Genomic DNA, 17,087 nt, shown 5'->3' on the forward strand with positions numbered 1-17,087 from the left:
GACCCGATATGGTAGAGTTCTTCACAGGTCGGCCGATCTTCGCGTCCGCCATCGCCATCGTCATGGTGCTGGCGGGCGCCATCTGCTATTTCCTGCTGCCCGTTTCGCAGTTCCCCGACATCACGCCGCCGCAGGTGGTGGTGAGCGCGCGCTATCCCGGCGCCAGCGCCCAGGTCGTCGCCGACACGGTCACGACGCCGCTCGAACAGGAGATCAACGGCGTCCAGGGCATGACCTACATGGCCTCGACCAGTTCCAACGACGGCTCGGCGACCATCACCGTCACCTTCGACATCGGCTATCCGCTCGACATCGCGGCGGTGGACGTCCAGAACCGCGTCTCCCAGGCCTCGCCCTCGCTGCCCGCCATCGTCAACCAGAGCGGCGTGACGGTGAAGAAGCAGAATCCGAACTTCGCGCTGATCGTCAACCTGACCTCGCCGGACGGCTCGCTCGATCCCGTCGCCCTGTCGAACTACGCCTTTCTCCAGATCGCCGATCCGCTGAAGCGCCTGCCCGGCGTCGGCGACGTGCAGATCTTCGGCGAGCGGCGCTATTCCATGCGCATCTGGCTCGACCCGGACCGGATGGCCAATCTCGGCATCACGGCGGTGGACGTGCAGCGCGCCGTCGCCGAGCAGAACGTGCAGGTGGCGGCCGGCAAGATCGGCCAGTCGCCGGCCCCCGCCGGCACCGCCTTCGAGATGCAGGTCAACGCCGTCGGCCGCCTCGGCGACCCGGCCGAGTTCGGCGAGATCGTCGTGCGCGCCGATCCCGCCGCCGGCTCGGCGGTGCGCCTGAAGGATGTCGCGCGCATCGAGCTCGGCTCGCTGCAATACGCCTCCTCCGCCTATTTCGGAAAGGATCCGACCGTCGTCCTCGGCGTGTTCCAGCGGCCGGGCTCCAACGCGCTCGAACTGCGCGAGAACGTCAAGAACAAGATGGACGAGCTTTCGGCGCGCTTCCCGAAGGGCGTCTCCTACGCGATGCATTACGACACGACGCGTTTCGTGTCGGCCTCGATGCACGACGTGCTGATCACGCTCGGCGAGGCGCTCGTTCTCGTCGTCCTCGTCGTCTACGTCTTCCTCCAGAGCTGGCGCACCACGCTGATCCCGGTGATCGCCATTCCCGTGTCGCTCGTCGCGACGCTGGTGGTGATGGAGGTGCTCGGCTTCTCGCTCAACATGCTGAGCCTTCTCGGCATGGTCCTGGCGATCGGCCTCGTCGTCGACGACGCGATCGTCGTCGTGGAGAATGTCGAGCGGCAGCTGGAGGACGGCCATCCGCCACTAGAGGCGACGCGCCGCGCCATGAAGGAAGTGACCGGCCCGATCATCGCGACGACGGCGGTGCTGATGGCCGTGTTCATCCCGGTCGCCTTCATTCCGGGCGTCGCCGGCCGGCTCTACAACCAGTTCGCGCTGACGGTGGCGATCTCGGTCGGCATCTCCGCCTTCAACTCGCTGACGCTGAGCCCGGCCCTGAGCGCGGTGTTCCTGAAGCATCGGCCGGCGGTCCGCTTCTTCGCCTTCCGCTGGTTCAACGCCGCCTTCGAATCCGTCTCGCAGGGCTATTCGCGCTTCGTCGGCGTGCTGGTGCGCTGGCGCTACGCGGTGATCCTGCTCTTCCTCCTCACGCTCGGCGCCACCTACCATATCTGGCAGAAGCTCCCCTCCACCTTCCTGCCGGTCGAGGACCAGGGCTATTTCTTCGTCGTGGTGCAGTTGCCGGACGGCGCCTCGCTGGAGCGGACCGACGCGGTGGCCGCCAAGGTGCGCGACGTCCTGGAAAAGACGCCCGGCGTCGACATCGTCGGCTCGATCAGCGGCCTCAACTTCCTCACCAATGCGGCGCAGTCGAACTCGGCGGTGGAATTCGCCATCCTGAAGCCCTGGGAGGAGCGCGGCCCCGACCAGGAAGCCTCGAAGATCGTCAATGCCGTGCGCGGGCCCTTGATGCAGATCCCGGAGGCGATCGTGCTCGCCTTCGATCCGCCCTCGATCCCCGGCCTCGGCGCGACGGGCGGCTTCGAGTTCCAGGTGGAGGATCTCGCCGGGCGCGGCTCGGCGGCCTTGAACGAGGCGGTGCAGGGCCTCATCGCCGAGGCGCGCAAGCAGCCGGAACTCAATCCGTTCCAGCTCTTCACCTCCTTCTCCACCTCGACGCCGCAATTCGACTTCGACCTCGACCGCAACAAGGCCAAGCTCCTCGGCCTCGACCTGCCGGACGTGTTCAACACGCTCCAGATCTTCTTCGGCTCGCTCTACGTGAACGACTTCAACCTCTTCGGCCGCACCTTCCGCGTGACGCTGCAGGCGGAGGAAGCGGCGCGCGCGGCGGCCTCGGACCTGTCGCGCCTCTATGTGCGCAACGGTGCCGGCGGCATGGTGCCGCTCTCGACCCTCGGCAGCCTGAAGCCGATCGTCGAGCCGGAAACCGTGCCGCATTACAACAACTACGCCTCCGCCCTCATCAATGGCGGCGCGGCGCCGGGCTTCTCCTCGGCCGATGCGGTGGCGGCGATGCAGCGGGCGGCGGCCACCGCCCTGCCGCGCGACTTCACCTACGAATGGACGGGCATCACCTATCAGGAGATCCAGGCGGGGTCGCTCGCGAGCGTCATCTTCGCTCTCGCCATCGTCTTCGTCTTCCTGATCCTCGCCGCGCAATACGAGAGCTGGTCCATGCCCTTCATGGTGCTGCTCGCCGTGCCGCTGGCGCTGTTCGGCGCGGTGGCGGCCCTGTTCCTGCGGGGATTGCAGATCGACGTCTATTCGCAGATCGGCTTCGTGATGCTGATCGGCCTCGCCGCGAAGAACGCCATCCTCATCGTCGAATTCGCCAAGCGGCGCCGCCTCGAGGGCCTGCCGATCATCGAGGCGGCGAAGGAGGCGGCGCGGCTGCGGCTGCGCCCGATCCTGATGACCGCCTTCGCCTTCATCCTCGGCGTCGTGCCCTTGATGAAGGCGACGGGCGCCGGCGCCGCAAGCCGGCAGTCGCTCGGCACCACCGTCTTCGGCGGCATGCTGGCCGCGACGGTGCTCACCCTCCTGTTCGTTCCCGTCTTCTATGCGATGATCGAACGCTGGCGCGAAGGGCGCGAGGACCACGAGACGGCGCCGGCGCATGCCGGGCCGGCGGTCCAGCCCGCTCCGGCCGAATAACCCCGGGATTTCAGACATGAAACTCGCCAAGCTCGCCCTCACCACCGTGGCCGTCCTCGCGCTCGCGCTCGGCGCCGACATGGCCTGGCGCAACCGCGCCGTCATCGAGTCGATCGCCACCGCCGAGAACGCCCCGGAAAAGGCGGCGCCGCCCGCGCCCCAGGCCATGCCGGTGCCCACCGTCAAGGTGGTGAAGAAGGCCGTCCCGGTCTTCCTCGACTATTCGGCGCGCACGGAAGCCATCCGGCAGGTGTCGCTCCAGTCGAAGGTCGGCGGCTTCGTCTCCGCCCAGCTCTTTCCCGACGGCGCCGATGTCGCGGAAGGCGACCTCCTCTACCGGCTCGATCCGCGCGACTACGAGGCGGCGCTCGACCAGGCGAAGGCGGCGGCCGATCGCGACAGCGCCGCGCTCGACTATGCCCGCGCCACCTCCGACCGCTCCTCCTCCCTCGTCCAGTCCGGCTCGCTCGCCAAGGACACGGCCGACCAGCGCGTCTCGTCCCGCCGGCAGGCGGAGGCGGGGCTAGCCTTGTCGCGGGCGGCGCTGCGCACGGCCGAGCTCAATCTCGGCTATACCGAGATCCGCGCGCCCTTTCCCGGCCGGCTCGGCCGCGACCGGGCGCCGGCCGGCACGCTGGTCTCGGCCAGCGGCTCGGCGCTGAACACGCTCGTCCAGCTCGATCCGATCTATGTCACCTTCAATCCGAGCGAGAAGGACCTCGCCGAGATCGCGACGGCGCGCCGCGCCGGCAAGGTGGGCGTGGAAGTGTCGCTGCCGGGCGTCGAGAACAGCGCCCATGCGGGCGAGCTGACCTTCATCGACAACACGATCGACCCGCAGACCGGCACGATCACCGCCCGGGCGACGATCCGCAACGGCGACTTCTCGCTGCTGCCCGGCCAGTATGTGCGGGCGCGCGTCAAGGTGAAGGAAAGCGACGACGTCCTGATGGTGCCGCAGGCGGCGGTCGGCTCCGGTCAGTTCGGCAAATATGTCTACGTGATCTCGGACAAGGGCGTCGCGGAGCAGAAGCCCGTGGTGCTCGGCGCGGTCGAGGGCGATCTCGTCGCGGCGAGCGGCCTCGGCGAAGGCGAGACCGTCATCACCGGCAATCTCCAGAAGATCGGCCCCGGCGCGCCGGTCCAGCCGCTGCCGGCCGCCGTCGCCGCGAAATAGGCGCCGGCAAGGGCCGCCGCCGCCTCTGGCCATCGGGCGGCGGATCGGGCATTCCCTTCGGCGTTTCGGAAATCCTCGCCAAGGAGATGCCCGTGCCGAATGCCGTCGATCCGCGTCCGACGCTCGCCGCGCCCGACGACGATCCCCATCTTTGGCTGGAGGAGATCGAGGGCGAGCGGGCGCTGGCTCATGTCGCGGCCGAGAATGCGAAGACCCTCGCCGCCCTCGCCGACGCGCGCTTCGAGGCCGATCGCGACGGGCTCGCCGAGGCGCTCGACCGGCCGGACCGCATTCCCTTCGTCACGCGGCGCGGCGGGCTCCTCTACAATTTCTGGCGCGACGCGGCCCATCCGCGCGGGCTCTGGCGGCGCACGACGCCAGAAAGCTACCGCTCGGAGGCGCCCGACTGGGAGACGCTTCTCGATCTCGACGCGCTCGCCGCCGAGGAGGGCGCCGACTGGGTCTGGGCCGGCGCCCATTCGCGGCCCCGCCATCACGACCGGGCGATCCTGCGCCTGTCGCGCGGCGGCGGCGACGCGGTGACGCTGCGCGAATTCGATCTCGAAACCAGAAGCTTCGTCGCGGGCGGCTTCGATCTTGCCGAGGGCAAGAGCGGGCTCGACTGGCTCGACCGCGACACGCTGCTCCTGCAGAGCGCGCTCGGCGAGGGCATGGCGACGGAGTCGGGCTATGCGCGCACGGTGCGGCTCTGGCGGCGCGGCGGCGATCCGCTGGCCGCCCCGGTGCTCTTCGAAGTGCCGGCGACCTCGATGTTCGCCGGCGCGGACGTGCATCATCGCGGCGAGGCGGAATGGTGCATCTTCGTCGAGCGCCTCGGCTTCTTCGACGCCGTGATCCATCTCGGCGACCGGGAGGGGCCGAAGACGCGGCTCGACCTGCCGACCGACATCACGATCTTCTGGGACGACGACTTCGTTGCGCTCAGCCCGCGCCGCGACTGGACGGTCGAGGGTCGCACCTATCCGTCCGGCTGCGTCCTCGGCCTCGGGCTCGACGCCCTCCTGGCGGGCGGACGCGACTTCCGCCTCGTCTTCGAGCCGGCGCCGCGCCGGGCGCTGCAAGGCTTCTTCTGGTCGAAGGGCCTCCTCGTCCTCTCCATCCTCGACGACATGCGGGCGCGCTTCCTCACCGTGGACCCGAAGCGCGACTGGCGGGAGACGCGCATCGCCGGCCTGCCGGAACTCGGCATGGTCTCGCTCTGGCGCCTCGACGAGGACGACCGGGAGGCCAATGGCGACCTTCTCGCCTATGCCGCCGATCCGATCACGCCGCCGACGCTCTACGAGACGCGGCCGGAGCTCGCCGCCCCGACCGTGCTGAAGCGCGCGCCGGTGCTGTTCGATGCCGGCGGCCTCGTCGTCACGCGGCACGAGGCCGTGTCCGTCGACGGCGAGCGCATCCCCTATGTCCAGGCCGGCCCGCCCGGCGAGACGGGCGAGGCGCCGGTGCATCTTTCCGGCTATGGCGGCTTCGAGGTCTCGAACATCCCCGGCTATTCCGCCGGCCTCGGCCGGCTCTGGCTGGCGAAGGGCGGCACCACGGTGACGGCCAATATCCGGGGCGGCGGCGAGTTCGGCCCCTGGTGGCACGAGGCCGGCCGGCGCGAGCATAAGGCGCGCTCGCATGACGATTTCGCGGCCGTCGCCGCGGATCTCGTCCGGCGCGGCGTGACGCGGCCCGGCCGGCTCGCGGCCGAGGGCGGCTCGAATGGCGGGCTCCTCATCGCCAATATGCTGGTGCGCTATCCCGAGCGCTTCGGCGCGCTTCTCTGCACCGTGCCGCTCATCGACATGCGCCGCTATCACCGCCTCCTCGCCGGGGCGAGCTGGATCGCCGAATATGGCGACCCGGACCGGCCGGAGGACTGGGCCTTCCTCCAGCACATCTCCGCCTATCACGCGGCCGAGCCCGGCCGGCCCTATCCGCCGATCCTCATCGCCACGACGCGGCGCGACGACCGGGTGCATCCGGGCCATGCCCGCAAGATGGCGGCGAAGCTCCAGGCCATGGGCTATGCCGCGCATCTCTTCGAGCAGGAGGGCGGCGGCCACGGCGCCGGGCGCGACAATCGCGAGATCGCCTCCTTCGCGGCGCTTGGCCTCGCCTTCCTGCGCCGGGCCATCGGCTGGGAGCCGACGGCGGCGGCGTGAAGGGCGGAGCCGATCCGCAGGGGCCGCCCCTGCCGCCCTTCCAGCCCGAGCGGCGCGACCCCGCCGCCGGGCTGAACCTCGTGCAGGCGGCGGACCACAATCTGCGCGTGACGCTGGAGGCCCTGCGGCGCGGCGGCGCGCAGACGCGGCTCGATCTCGCCGGCGTCACCGGCCTCACCGTGCCCGGCATCGCCAATATCCTGCGCCGCCTGACCGAGGACGGGCTGGTCGAGCCCGATGGCGGCGGGCGCTCGCAGCTCTTCGCCATCCGGCCGGGCGGCGCCGTCGCGCTCGGCCTCGACCGGACGGAGGACGGGTTCCATCTCGTCGCGATCGACCTTTTCGGCACGATCCTCTTCGAGGAGCGCGCGGCGAGAATGCCGGAGAACGATGCGGCGCTGGTGCGCGCCGCCGCCGACCGCCTGCAACGGGAGCGGCCGGAGGCGCGGCTCGTCGGCATCGGCCTCGCCGCCGACCCGCCCGCCGAAGGCTTGCGCCACGCCCTCGCGCCGCTGCCCGTCACGATCGAGCGCGACACGGTGGCGGCGGCGATCGCCGAGCGGCAGTTCGGCACGGCGGGAGCGGATGACAGCTTCGTCCATATCCTCCTCGGCCCCTCGGTGCGCGCCGGCATGGTGATCGGCGGCAGCGTCTTCGACGGCGCCTCGCATCGCGCCGGGCAGGTCGGGCGCATGCGCACCGGCACGCAGGGGCGCTTCCTCGACGACGTCGCCTCGACGCGCCTCCTGCCGGGCTTCGACCCCGAGGCGCCGGACGTGCGGCGCTGGATCGAGGCGGCGGCCGAGCATCTCACCGACATGATCATCGCGCTCTCGGCCTTTCTCGGCCCCCGCCTCGTGACGATCGGCGGCCGGCTGCCGGAGCCGCTGCTCGCCGCGCTGACGGCGCGTCTCGCCGCCGGCTGGGCGGCGCGCATGGTCGGGCCGACGCAGCCCTACTGGCTGCCGGAGCTGCGCCGCGCCAGCCAGGGCGAGGCGGGCGTCGCCCTCGGCCTCGCCGCCCTGCCCTTTCTCGAAACGCTGCTGCCCGATCCGCGCCGCTCCTTTCGCGGCGGGATCATGCCGGCGACCGGCCCCGCAGCGGCGAGCGCGTCCGCTGCGCCGGATCGGCCGCTTCCAGCCTGAGCGCGTGGGCGAGCGGCATGGTGGCCGCGCCGAGCGCCGCCGCATCCTCCGAGCCGCCGGCGCGATAGACGTTCGGCACCGGCCGCGAATCCTCGGCCAGAGCCTCGTGCACATGGAGGATCAGCCGGTCCATCAGCGTCACCGGCAGGCGCCCGCCGATGACGACGGCATCGGGATCGAGGGCGAGGCCGATATCGATCGCGGCTTCCGCGAGCGGACGGGCGGCGCGGCGCAGCCAGTCCGCCACCAGCGCCCGGCCGCGCTCGTCGAGCGCGAGAAGCTGCTGCGGCTCCCGCACCTCGATGCCGTGCGACTTCAGGAAGTCGTAGAGGAGGAAGAGCGAGACGAGCTCGCCGAGCGGCCGCACCGGCCCGAGGCCGCCCTCCGGCGCGACGGGGAGCCAGCCGATCTCGCCGGCGATGCCCGCCGCGCCATGATAGGCAGCGCCGTCCAGCACCACGCCGCCGCCGAGGCCGGCGCCGATGAAGATGTAGAAGAAGCTGCGGATCTCGGCGCCGAGCCCGTAGGTCGTCTCGCCGATCGCCGCCGCCGTCGCGTCGTTGTCGATGAAGATCGGCCGGTCGGTGATCTCGCCGAGCCCGGCGCGGATGTCGGTCGCCTCCCAGAGCGCGTAGCGCTCGGGCATGCCGATGAAGGGAATGCGGCCGAGCCAGTCGGGAAAGGCGACGCCGATGCCGGCGAGCCGGCTCTCGTCGATGGCGCGGTGCCGGCGGAACGTCTTCAGCGCCTCGCGCACCTCGGCGAAGAAGGCGTCGGGCAGAAGATAGCGCGCCTCGCGATGGATGCGGTCCTGGACGCGGCCGAGCGCGTCGACGGCGACGATGGTCAGATGGTCGCGGCCGAGGCCGATGCCGACGGACGAGCAGCCCTGCGGATCGATCTCCAGCTCGATCGCCGGCTGGCCGCGCAGGCCGTAGCGCCGGCGCGCCTCCATCACCAGACCGTCGTCGATCAGCTTCTCGGTGATGCGCGCCACGGCCTGCTTGGAAAGCCCGCAGCGCTGCGCCAGCTCGGTGCGGGAAATCGGCTGGCTCCAGCGGATGGTGCGCAGCACGACCGCCTGGTTGTGGCTGGCGGCGAGGCCCGAATTGGAGCCGGCGAGATCGCCCGGCGGGGAAATGGCTGTCATTCTTTCCGGAACCGGCGCGGAACCGGGCGACAGGCTGCGGCTCCAGCGCGGCAAGGAAGCGATGCGCCGAGGGGATTTGTCAACCGCGAGAGCGGCGGGGAAGGACCGGCCGCAAGCGGAGGCTCTCGCGCCGCAGGACGGCAAGCCTCACCGACATCATGCCTGAACCCGGGGTACGCCTTTGACGACACAATGCAAATGCATTACCTTTCCGAGCGAAGACCCTGTCCCGCGCGCGAGGTGATCATGCCGACATTCGTCCAGGAGGAGTCGAAACTCACCGACCGGTATCAGACGACCATTCCGAGCGGGGTCCGCAAGCAATTGCGGCTCGGCAAGGGTGACCGCATCCGATACCGCATCGACGCCGAGGGGCGGGTCTATATCGAAGGCGCGCGCGAGGAGGCGGAAGACCCGGCCCTCGGAGCGTTTCTGGATTTTCTGGAATCCGACATCAGACGCCATCCCGAACGGCTTTTGGCACTCGACGGCGCCTTGTATGAGCGCATGAAAAACTTGGTCGGTCATGCGGATGTCGATCTCGACCAGCCGCTTTCCGAAGAGGACGAATGACGCGATCCGGTCCGCCGGCCGCGCCGCCGGTCGTCGTCAACGGCTGGTCAATCTATGCTCACCCGATCTTCCTCGACCAGCTCGACACCCTGATCGGGGAGGTCGAGGAACGGAGGGCGCGCGATCCCGAGACCTATCGGCAGAAGAACGCCTTCAAGCGTCTGGCCGCGATCTTCAAGATCGTCTTCCAGACCATTCCCGCCGATCCCGGTGGACCGCAGTTCCGCCAGGGCAAGACGCTCGGGGACGGACGGAAACATTGGTTCCGGGCGAAATTCCTCCAGCAGTACCGGTTGTTCTTCCGGTTCGACGGCGCCGCGAAGATCGTGGTCCTGGCCTGGGTGAACGACGAGTCGAGCCTGCGCGCCTATGGCAGCAAGGACGACGCCTATGCGACGTTTCGAGCGATGCTCGACAGCGGCCATCCGCCGGACGTCTACGACGCGCTTCTGAAGGAGGCGAAGGCGGCGTCCTCGCGGTTCGAGGCGAGTTTCGAGGCGGCGGGCCAGTCCTGAAGACCCCGCATGACAGCCCGCACCCGGCCGCCGAAGAGTCTCGGCGGCGATCGCGGCATGAAGGCGCGCCGTTCCCGTCTCCACCTTCGCAAGGGGAGACGGTGCCGAACGCCCGGCGGTTTTCGACCCCCGCCTATTCCCGCGCGAGGCGCCAGCTGCGGACTTCGAAGGGCTTGAGGTCCGGGCCGGTCTCGCGCGTCACCGGCTCTTCGAGAAGGTTCACGTCGCCTTCCACCCGCCAGCCCTCGGCGGGGCGGAGCGTGAAGGGGCCGCGCGCGCCGGCCGGCTCGTAGACGCGGGCGACGAGGCCCTGCCCGTCTTCCGCAACCTTCAGGCCCGCGAGGCCCGCCGCGATGCCGGTCGCGACCAGCGGTTGGACGAGCCCGGCGGCGAGGCCCCCGGCCTTCGTCGCCAGGACCGGCTGGTTGAGATCCAGCGCCTCCTCGCGCACGCCGCCCTCGCGCCAGTCGCCGCCATGCGGCATGAGCGCATAGGTGAAGCTCTGCGCTCCCTCGTCCGCCATCGGGTCGGGATAGATCGGCGCGCGCACCAGGCTGAGGCCGAGGACATTCCCCTTCACGCTATGGCCGTATTTGGCATCGTTCAGCAGCGCGACGCCGAAGCCCGGCTCCGACAGGTCGGCGAAGCGATGGGCCGGCACCTCGAACTTCGCCGCGTCCCAGGACGTGTTGTCATGCGTGGCGCGGCGCACCACGCCGAAGGCGCATTCGAAGGTGGCGAAGTCGCTGCGCACGTCGACCGGCGTCTCGGCCCGCAACAGGACGCGGCGGTCGTGCCAGTCGAGCTCGGTGCGGATCTCGAGACGCGGCGAATTGGCCCAGAGGCGCAGCTCCTGCGTGATCGTGGAATCGCGGAAACGGCGACGGAGGCGCAAGGCGACGCGATGCGGCCCGCTTTCCACCAAGTCGAGACCGTCGAGATGGGTCAGCTCGATGCCGCCCCGGCGATAGTCGTCCTCGAGGTCCCAGGCATCCCAGTCGCGCGGCTTGTCCATGGGATAGACCCAGAGCTGGTTGCCGCGCCCGGCCAGCGCCTCGCGGCTGGTCCGCTTGTCGAACAGGCGGGTCAGCGTGCCGTCGGCGCCGATCTCGATCCGCACGAAGCGGTTTTCGAGATGGCTCGCCGAAACCGACAGATCGCTCGGCGCGGCGAGATCGCGCGGGTCGAGGACGAGGATGCCGAGGCCCGGCAGCGCGGTCTCGGCGGTGACGGGCGCGCCGTCGATCTCGGCGCGGATCGCCCGCGCGTGGAGATCGGGATTGACGACGACCAGCGCCTCGGCGAGCCCGCCCTTCGGCAGACGGGCGGCGAGCGCGGCGAGGCCCTCGGCCTTGGCCGCCTCGGCCGCCGCCAGCGACTCCGTCAGCTCGCGCTCGGCGTCGTCGTAGATCTCGCGGATGCCGGAGCCGGGCAGGATGTCGTGGAACTCGTTCTTCAGGACGGTGCGCCAGACGGGTTCGAGGCTCGCCGGCGCCGCCGCGCCGAGCAGCGTCGCCAGCGAGGCGACGGTCTCGGCGGTGATCAGCGCCCGCTCGGCATGGCGGTGCAGGCGCTTCGTATGGCTCTGCGAGGTCAGCGTCGCGCGGTGGAGCTCCAGATAGATCTCGCCGGACCAGACCGGCAGGCGCTCTTCCGGCACCTCGTCATGGATGCGGGCGAAGAAGTCCTCGACCCGCACCGGGCGCAGCGCCGGCACGATGGGGAAATCGGCGAGCTGCGCCTGGCGCTCCAGCATTTCCGGCGTGGTGCCGCCGCCGCCGTCGCCCCAGCCGACGGCGAGAAGGCTCTCGTCATGAATGTCCTTGCGGCGGAAATTGCCCCAGGTGGGCAGGATCGCCGCCGGCTCGATCGAACCGTTATAGCCGTTCTGCGGATTGTCGAAGGTGTGGGCGAGGACCCGGCTGCCGTCGAGCCCTTCCCAGAGGAAGAGATCGTGCGGGAAGCGGTTGGTCTCCGACCAGTTCACCTTGATGGTGAAGAAGGAATCCATGCCGCCCTGGCGCAGGAGCTGCGGCAGGGCCGGCGAGAAGCCGAAGCAGTCCGGCAGCCAGCAGACGCGGTGGCGCGTGCCGAAGGTCCGCTCGAAATAGCGCTGGCCGTAGAGGATCTGGCGCACGAAGCTCTCGCCGGTCGGCATATTGGTGTCGGGCTCGACCCACATGCCGCCGATCGTCTCCCACTGCCCGGCCTTCACCGCCTCGCGGATCGCCTCGAACAGAGCCGGATCGTCCTCTTCGATCTGGGCGTAATAGGCGGCGGTCGACTGGTTGAAGACATAGGAGGGGAAATCCTCCATCAGCCGCAGCGCGGTGTGGAAGGTGCGCCGCGTCTTGCGCCGCGTCTCGGCATAGGGCCAGAGCCAGGCGAGATCGATATGGGCATGGCCGGTGAGCGCGATCCGCCCCTGCTGCGGATAGCGCGCCTTCAGGCCCTGGAGCGCGGCGACGAGCCCTTCATGGGCGCGGACGACGCCGGCGCGCTGCGTCTCGGTCAGACCCTCCGGCCGCTCCTTCAGCGGCGGCAGGCCCCAGATGGCGCGGCCTTGGGTGAAGTCGCCCATGCGCGCCACGTAGTCGGCGGTGGCGGACGGCCAGTCGAGCGCGGCGAAGGCCTCTTCGCCGGCCGCGACGAGATGGGCCACGACCTCGTGCGCGCCGAGAAGCCGCGCCGTCTCGACCAGCTGGCGCAGGAGAAGGTGGAACCCGTGAAGGGCGGGCTCGATCCAGGCGAGACGGGCCGTGACGAGGCGCGGCTCCTTCACCGGCTCGCCGAAGGGCAAGCGGGCGACGGTCTCGGAGCGGATGCCGAAGCGCCGGCCCGGCACCGCGAATTCGCGGTGATAGGGGTCGAGGCCGTAGCTCTTCTCGCCGGTCTCGCCGACGAGGGTGATGAGGCTCTCGCCGCCGAGATCGAGGATCAGCCGCGTCTCGTCGAGGGTCCAGCCCTCCGGCACCTCGGCCGAGGCGGCGAAGGCGAAGACGCCGTCGCGGCGCGGCCACGGGGCGCCGAGCGTCAGCGGCTCGCCGTCGAAGGTCCAGTCCGTGATCGGAAGGCTGGCGCGCTCGCGCCAGAAAGGCAGTTCGCGGCTGCGGACATCGAGGCGGTCGATCCGCTGGGCGAGCGTCAGCGACATGGGATACTCCTTGGAATGGTTCAGCCCTTCACCGCGCCGGCGGTGAGCGCGCCGACGACGAGGCGCTGGAGGGCGACGAAGGCGACGATGGCCGGCACGACCGCGACGAGGCAGGCGGCGGCGAGAACCTGCGTGGTCGAGGCGTTGGACGTGCCGGCGAAGTTGAAGATCGCGACGGCGATCGGCAGCTGCCCGTCCTTGTTGAGAAGCAGGAAGGGGATGAGGAACTGCGACCAGTTGAGGATCGTCGCGAGGATGAAGGTGGAGGCGAGGCCGGGCGCCGCCAGCGGCAGGGTGATGCGCCAGAAGATGCCGAAGCGCGAGCAGCCGTCCATCGCCGCCGCCTCCTCCACCTCCTGCGGAATGGCGTCGATCGCGCCCTTCAGCATCCAGGTGCACATCGGCACGCCGACCGCGACATAGACCATGGTGACGCCGAAATGGCTGTTGATGAGCCCGAGCGCGCTCATGTAGCGATAGAGCGGCACCAGGATCACCAGCGGCGAGACCATCTGGAAGCCGAGGATCGCCATCATCAGGGCCGAGCGGCCGGCGAACCAGAAGCGCGAGAAGGCATAGGCCGCCGGAGCCGCCACGACGAGGCAGCCGAAGCCGCCGAGGGCGGAGAGCTTCAGCCCGTTCCAGAGATAGATAAGAAAGGCCGGATCGCTCAGCACCTGGGCGAAATTGTCGAGGACCGGGTGCTTCGGGATGAAGCGGCTGGGGCCGAGAAACACCTCCTGCCGCGTGCGCAGCGCCAGGGACAGGAGCCACAGGAGGGGCGTGAGGAAGAAGGCGGCGACGAGGAGCGACAGGAGATAGGTCGCGGCATCGCCCAGCCGCCGCTGGTGGCGCGCCTTCATGCCCGGTCCTCCGGACGCGGCAGGAAGGCGGCATAGACGAGGGCGAGCGCGAGGCTGATGACGAGCATCAGCACCGAGAGCACGCTGCCGCCGGCGAGGTCGTAGTTGCGGAACACGGTGAAGAAGGTGAACAGCGACAGGACCTCGGTCGCCCGGCCCGGCCCGCCGCCGGTGAGCGAGATGATGGCGTCGAAGACGTTCAGCGTCTGGATGGTGACGAGGATCGAGTTGACGAGGATCGCCGGCTTCAGCTGCGGCAGCGTGACATAGGCGAATTGCTGGCGCGCCGAGGCGCCGTCCATGCTCGCCGCCTCGTAGAGGGCGCGGTCGATGCCCTTCAGCGCCGCGTAGAAGACGATCATCGAGAAGGCGGTGCCGCGCCAGATGTTGGAGACCGTGGCCGAGACCATGGCGAGGGTCGGATCGGACAGCCAGGCGACCGGCGCGACATGGAGGAGGCGCAGGACGCCGTTGATGGCGCCGAAGGGCGCCTCGCTGAACAGCATCTGCCAGATGATGCCGTTGGCGATGCCGGGAATGACCCAGGCGACGAGGACGATGGTGCGCACCAGCACCATGCCCGGCAGGCGGCGGCGCTCGCCGCGCACCACCAGCATGGCGATGCCGAGGCCGAGAAGCTGCTGGCCGAAGACGCTTGCCGCCGTGAAGACGGCGGTGTTGGCGAGGATCTCGCCGAGCGCGGCATGGCCGAGCACGGCCTGCAGCGTCGCCGTCGTATAGGCGGTCTCGCCGCCGAGCAGCGAGGCATTGGTGAAGGCGAGCCGCAGGGCGTCGAGGATCGGATAGAGATAGAAGAGGCCGAGCATCAGCGCGGTCGGCGCCAGCCACAACGCCGGATGGTCGGCGAGGCGCCGCCTGATCCGGCGCGCGGCCGGGGGCGCCGCCGCCTCGGCGAGCGCCATCTGCGATGACGACATTCGTCCCTCTCCCCCGCCGGTGTCGCGGCGGTCAGCCTTGGATGCCAGGACGGCGGGCGCAATTCCCCGGCGCGCCCGCCGGAACGGGGCTCAGCGGTGGTAGGCCGCCTGCACCGCCGCGTCGGCGGCGTCGAGCGCGGCTTCCGGCGTCTTGGTGCCGGACAGGACGTCGCCCATCATGATCTGGATCTGATTCGAGATCTCCGGATAGATCGGCACGCCCGGCCGCGCGTGGCCGTTGGCGAGCGCCTTGGCGAAGGCCTGGTTCTCCGGCGTCTTGAACACGTCGTACTTGTCGTAGAGGGCCTTCGAGGTCGGCAATTGCATCTGGAGCGCGTTGCCGGGGCCGGAATAGACCTCCTTGGCGATCGCCGCGCAGAGCGCCACCTTTTCCGGGTCCTTGGCGAAGGCGCCGATCGTCCAGCCGCCGGTGCCGGTGGCGCGGGCCGTCGCCGTCGGACCCGGCAGTTCCGAGAAGGTCCATTTGGCGAATTCCTCGGGCTCCAGCGTGTTCCGCAGCTGGCCGAGCTGCCAGTTGCCGCCGATGAAGAGGGCCGTGGTGCCGGCCGCCGCCGCGGCGTGGAACTCGTCGTAATTGCCGATGGTCGCGACGCGCTTCGGCGCGGCGCCGGAATCGACCAGATCCTTGTAGTAGCGCACCGCCTTCAGGAACTTCTCGCGGTTCTCGCCGCTGGCGAAGACCGGCTTGCCGGCGGCATCGACCAGCTCGCCGCCCTCGGCCCAGAAATTCGCCAGCCAGTCGAAGGTCGTGCCCTCCCAGCGCCCGCCATTGAACAGGACGCCCTCCATGCCGTCGCCCTTGGAGGCGAGCGCGGCGGCCTTCAGCTCGTCCCAGGTCTCGGGCGCCTTGGCCACGATCTCCTTGTTGCGATAGAGGACGCGCAGGTCCGTATCCCACCACCAGGCATAGAGATGCCCGTCCTTGCCGGTGACGCCCTCGCGCACGAAGGGGAAGAGATCGGCCACCTCCTCCTTGGTGAAATAGGCGTCGAGCGGTTGCAGCACCTCGGCGCCCTTGAACAGGGCGAGCACGAAGGAATCGACGGCGGCGCAGTCCGGCCCCTGGCCCGACTTCACCTGCTCCAGCATGCGGGCCTGCTCCTGTCCGATATTGTCGGACATGAGTTCCAGGTTGATCTTCCAGCCGGGATGGCGACGGGTGAAATCGGCGAAGAGCTTCTTGTAGCCCTCGGCCCAGTCGGGCGTGTTGCTGTTCGGCCCGTCCTGGGTCAGGCGCAGCGTCAGCGCCTTCGGCGCGTCGGCCGGACCGATGCGGTCCTTGGCCACGAGGTCGTCGGCCCTTGCCGACAGCGAAACGAACGCGGCGGCCGAGGCCAGCAGCGCGGCGGCGAAACGCAGGCGCATGATCGGATCTCCAGTGTTTCCTCGAACGGACGGTTCTCTGCCGCCTCGTGCCCGGCGCGATGGTCTCACGCTCGCACTGAATAAATCACATCGATTTTATAACCGCAAGCGGCATCGTCTCGCTTGGGTTGCGCGGGGTGGAGGAGGGTCCGCCTATGCGAGTCGCGACAATGTTTTATGACGGGAGAGCAGAAAGGGCGCGTCTTTCGCCCGAGCCAAGATCGGAAGCGCGGCGGCGCCGTCCGCGTCTGTTCCGCCGACTCGCGGAAAGACGAAGCCGGCGCCACCGCCTTCTTCTCCCCTGCGGGGAGAAGTGCCGGCAGGCGATGAGGGGTCGGCGCAGCCGAACGGGTTTCGGAGAGCGTCCACCGCCGCGTGCCCCTCACCCGGCCCTGCGGGCCACCCTCTCCCCGCAGGGGAAAGGAAGGGCACCCTTCCGTCGACAGATTTGGCGGCACCGGCCGGTTCTTCACCGAAGGAGGCAAAGGCCGTGCAGCTTCCTCCTTCTCCCGAGTCGGGAGAAGGTCGCGGCAGCGGGATGAGGGAATGACGGGCGCTGGCGTCTGCGCCCGGTGGCGGATGCCAGCGTCAGCGCCCTACGGCTCCCTCACCCGCCTGCCGGCACCCTCTCCCGGCTCGGGAGAGGGACGCGGTGGTGCCGCCGGCTCACACCCGCATCGGCCGCTTCTGCGGTGTCCGACGGGACGAAGCCGCCCCACCGCTTTCTTCTCCCCTGCGGGGAGAAGTGCCGGCAGGCGATGAGGGGTCGGCGGAGCCGAGCGGCTGTTTGCCAGTCTCCACCGCCGCATGCCCCTCACCCGGCCCTGCGGGCCACCCTCTCCCCGCTG

Annotated in this window: 11 protein-coding genes; 6 read left to right on the plus strand and 5 right to left on the minus strand. The window is 69.9% G+C overall.

What is annotated here, in order from left to right:
* Positions 1 to 8 precede the first annotated feature (8 nt).
* The 4 genes from IEY14_RS23955 to IEY14_RS23970 all read left to right on the plus strand — a co-directional run bounded on the left by IEY14_RS23955 (position 9) and on the right by IEY14_RS23970 (position 7,660).
* Positions 9 to 3,167, plus strand: coding sequence for an efflux RND transporter permease subunit (locus IEY14_RS23955; RefSeq protein WP_188913063.1), 3,159 nt, complete (start codon positions 9 to 11; stop codon positions 3,165 to 3,167).
* Positions 3,168 to 3,183: 16 nt separating this feature from the next.
* On the plus strand, positions 3,184 to 4,344 hold the full coding sequence (locus tag IEY14_RS23960; RefSeq protein WP_188913064.1) for an efflux RND transporter periplasmic adaptor subunit: 1,161 nt from the start codon (positions 3,184 to 3,186) through the stop codon (positions 4,342 to 4,344).
* Positions 4,345 to 4,430: 86 nt separating this feature from the next.
* Positions 4,431 to 6,515: a prolyl oligopeptidase family serine peptidase gene (locus IEY14_RS23965; RefSeq protein WP_188913066.1), complete on the plus strand. Its 2,085-nt coding sequence runs from the start codon at positions 4,431 to 4,433 to the stop codon at positions 6,513 to 6,515.
* Positions 6,512 to 7,660: an ROK family transcriptional regulator gene (locus IEY14_RS23970; protein WP_188913068.1), complete on the plus strand. Its 1,149-nt coding sequence runs from the start codon at positions 6,512 to 6,514 to the stop codon at positions 7,658 to 7,660. Before IEY14_RS23965 ends, IEY14_RS23970 begins: the two co-directional genes overlap by 4 nt.
* Here the strand turns inward: IEY14_RS23970 and IEY14_RS23975 are convergent.
* Positions 7,593 to 8,810 (minus strand): ROK family transcriptional regulator, encoded by a 1,218-nt coding sequence (locus tag IEY14_RS23975; protein ID WP_188913070.1) that lies wholly within the window; start codon positions 8,808 to 8,810, stop codon positions 7,593 to 7,595. The two genes, IEY14_RS23970 and IEY14_RS23975, sit on opposite strands and share 68 nt — an antisense overlap.
* A gap of 246 nt (positions 8,811 to 9,056) precedes the next feature.
* On the opposite strand from IEY14_RS23975, the gene IEY14_RS23980 reads away from it, so the two are divergent.
* Both IEY14_RS23980 and IEY14_RS23985 read left to right on the plus strand, forming a co-directional pair.
* Positions 9,057 to 9,383 (plus strand): type II toxin-antitoxin system PrlF family antitoxin, encoded by a 327-nt coding sequence (locus IEY14_RS23980; RefSeq protein WP_188913072.1) that lies wholly within the window; start codon positions 9,057 to 9,059, stop codon positions 9,381 to 9,383.
* The gene (locus tag IEY14_RS23985; protein WP_188913074.1) at positions 9,380 to 9,898 is read left to right on the plus strand and encodes a type II toxin-antitoxin system YhaV family toxin; all 519 of its coding nucleotides are present in this window, start codon (positions 9,380 to 9,382) and stop codon (positions 9,896 to 9,898) included. Before IEY14_RS23980 ends, IEY14_RS23985 begins: the two co-directional genes overlap by 4 nt.
* Before the next feature lie 133 nt (positions 9,899 to 10,031).
* Here the strand turns inward: IEY14_RS23985 and IEY14_RS23990 are convergent, their stop codons facing one another.
* From IEY14_RS23990 to IEY14_RS24005, 4 genes are all read right to left on the minus strand, one after another.
* The gene (locus IEY14_RS23990) at positions 10,032 to 13,052 is read right to left on the minus strand and encodes an alpha-mannosidase (protein WP_188913076.1); all 3,021 of its coding nucleotides are present in this window, start codon (positions 13,050 to 13,052) and stop codon (positions 10,032 to 10,034) included.
* Between the two features lie 20 nt (positions 13,053 to 13,072).
* Positions 13,073 to 13,915, minus strand: a complete 843-nt coding sequence (locus IEY14_RS23995; RefSeq protein ID WP_188913078.1) for a carbohydrate ABC transporter permease — start codon at positions 13,913 to 13,915, stop codon at positions 13,073 to 13,075.
* Positions 13,912 to 14,838 carry a carbohydrate ABC transporter permease gene (locus IEY14_RS24000; RefSeq protein WP_188913090.1) on the minus strand — a complete coding sequence of 309 codons (927 nt, stop codon included), beginning with the start codon at positions 14,836 to 14,838 and terminating at the stop codon, positions 13,912 to 13,914. The genes IEY14_RS23995 and IEY14_RS24000 overlap by 4 nt, the downstream gene beginning before the upstream one ends.
* A gap of 105 nt (positions 14,839 to 14,943) precedes the next feature.
* A complete protein-coding gene (locus IEY14_RS24005; RefSeq protein WP_188913080.1) occupies positions 14,944 to 16,239 on the minus strand; it encodes an extracellular solute-binding protein in 1,296 nt (431 codons plus the stop codon).
* Positions 16,240 to 17,087 lie beyond the last annotated feature (848 nt).

Origin of the sequence: Aureimonas endophytica (assembly GCF_014642635.1) — a bacterium.
In the GTDB taxonomy this organism is placed as follows: domain Bacteria; phylum Pseudomonadota; class Alphaproteobacteria; order Rhizobiales; family Rhizobiaceae; genus Plantimonas; species Plantimonas endophytica.

Excerpts from the sequence above, each read along its gene's own strand:
- IEY14_RS24005 (WP_188913080.1), bottom strand. The coding sequence starts at position 16,239 with ATGCGCCTGCGTTTCGCCGCCGCGCTGCTGGCCTCGGCCGCCGCGTTC.
- IEY14_RS23995 (WP_188913078.1), bottom strand. The coding sequence starts at position 13,915 with ATGAAGGCGCGCCACCAGCGGCGGCTGGGCGATGCCGCGACCTATCTC.
- IEY14_RS23990 (WP_188913076.1), bottom strand. The coding sequence starts at position 13,052 with ATGTCGCTGACGCTCGCCCAGCGGATCGACCGCCTCGATGTCCGCAGC.
- IEY14_RS23975 (WP_188913070.1), bottom strand. The coding sequence starts at position 8,810 with ATGACAGCCATTTCCCCGCCGGGCGATCTCGCCGGCTCCAATTCGGGC.
- IEY14_RS24000 (WP_188913090.1), bottom strand. The coding sequence starts at position 14,838 with ATGGCGCTCGCCGAGGCGGCGGCGCCCCCGGCCGCGCGCCGGATCAGG.
- IEY14_RS23965 (WP_188913066.1), top strand. The coding sequence starts at position 4,431 with ATGCCCGTGCCGAATGCCGTCGATCCGCGTCCGACGCTCGCCGCGCCC.
- IEY14_RS23960 (WP_188913064.1), top strand. The coding sequence starts at position 3,184 with ATGAAACTCGCCAAGCTCGCCCTCACCACCGTGGCCGTCCTCGCGCTC.
- IEY14_RS23955 (WP_188913063.1), top strand. The coding sequence starts at position 9 with ATGGTAGAGTTCTTCACAGGTCGGCCGATCTTCGCGTCCGCCATCGCC.
- IEY14_RS23985 (WP_188913074.1), top strand. The coding sequence starts at position 9,380 with ATGACGCGATCCGGTCCGCCGGCCGCGCCGCCGGTCGTCGTCAACGGC.
- IEY14_RS23980 (WP_188913072.1), top strand. The coding sequence starts at position 9,057 with ATGCCGACATTCGTCCAGGAGGAGTCGAAACTCACCGACCGGTATCAG.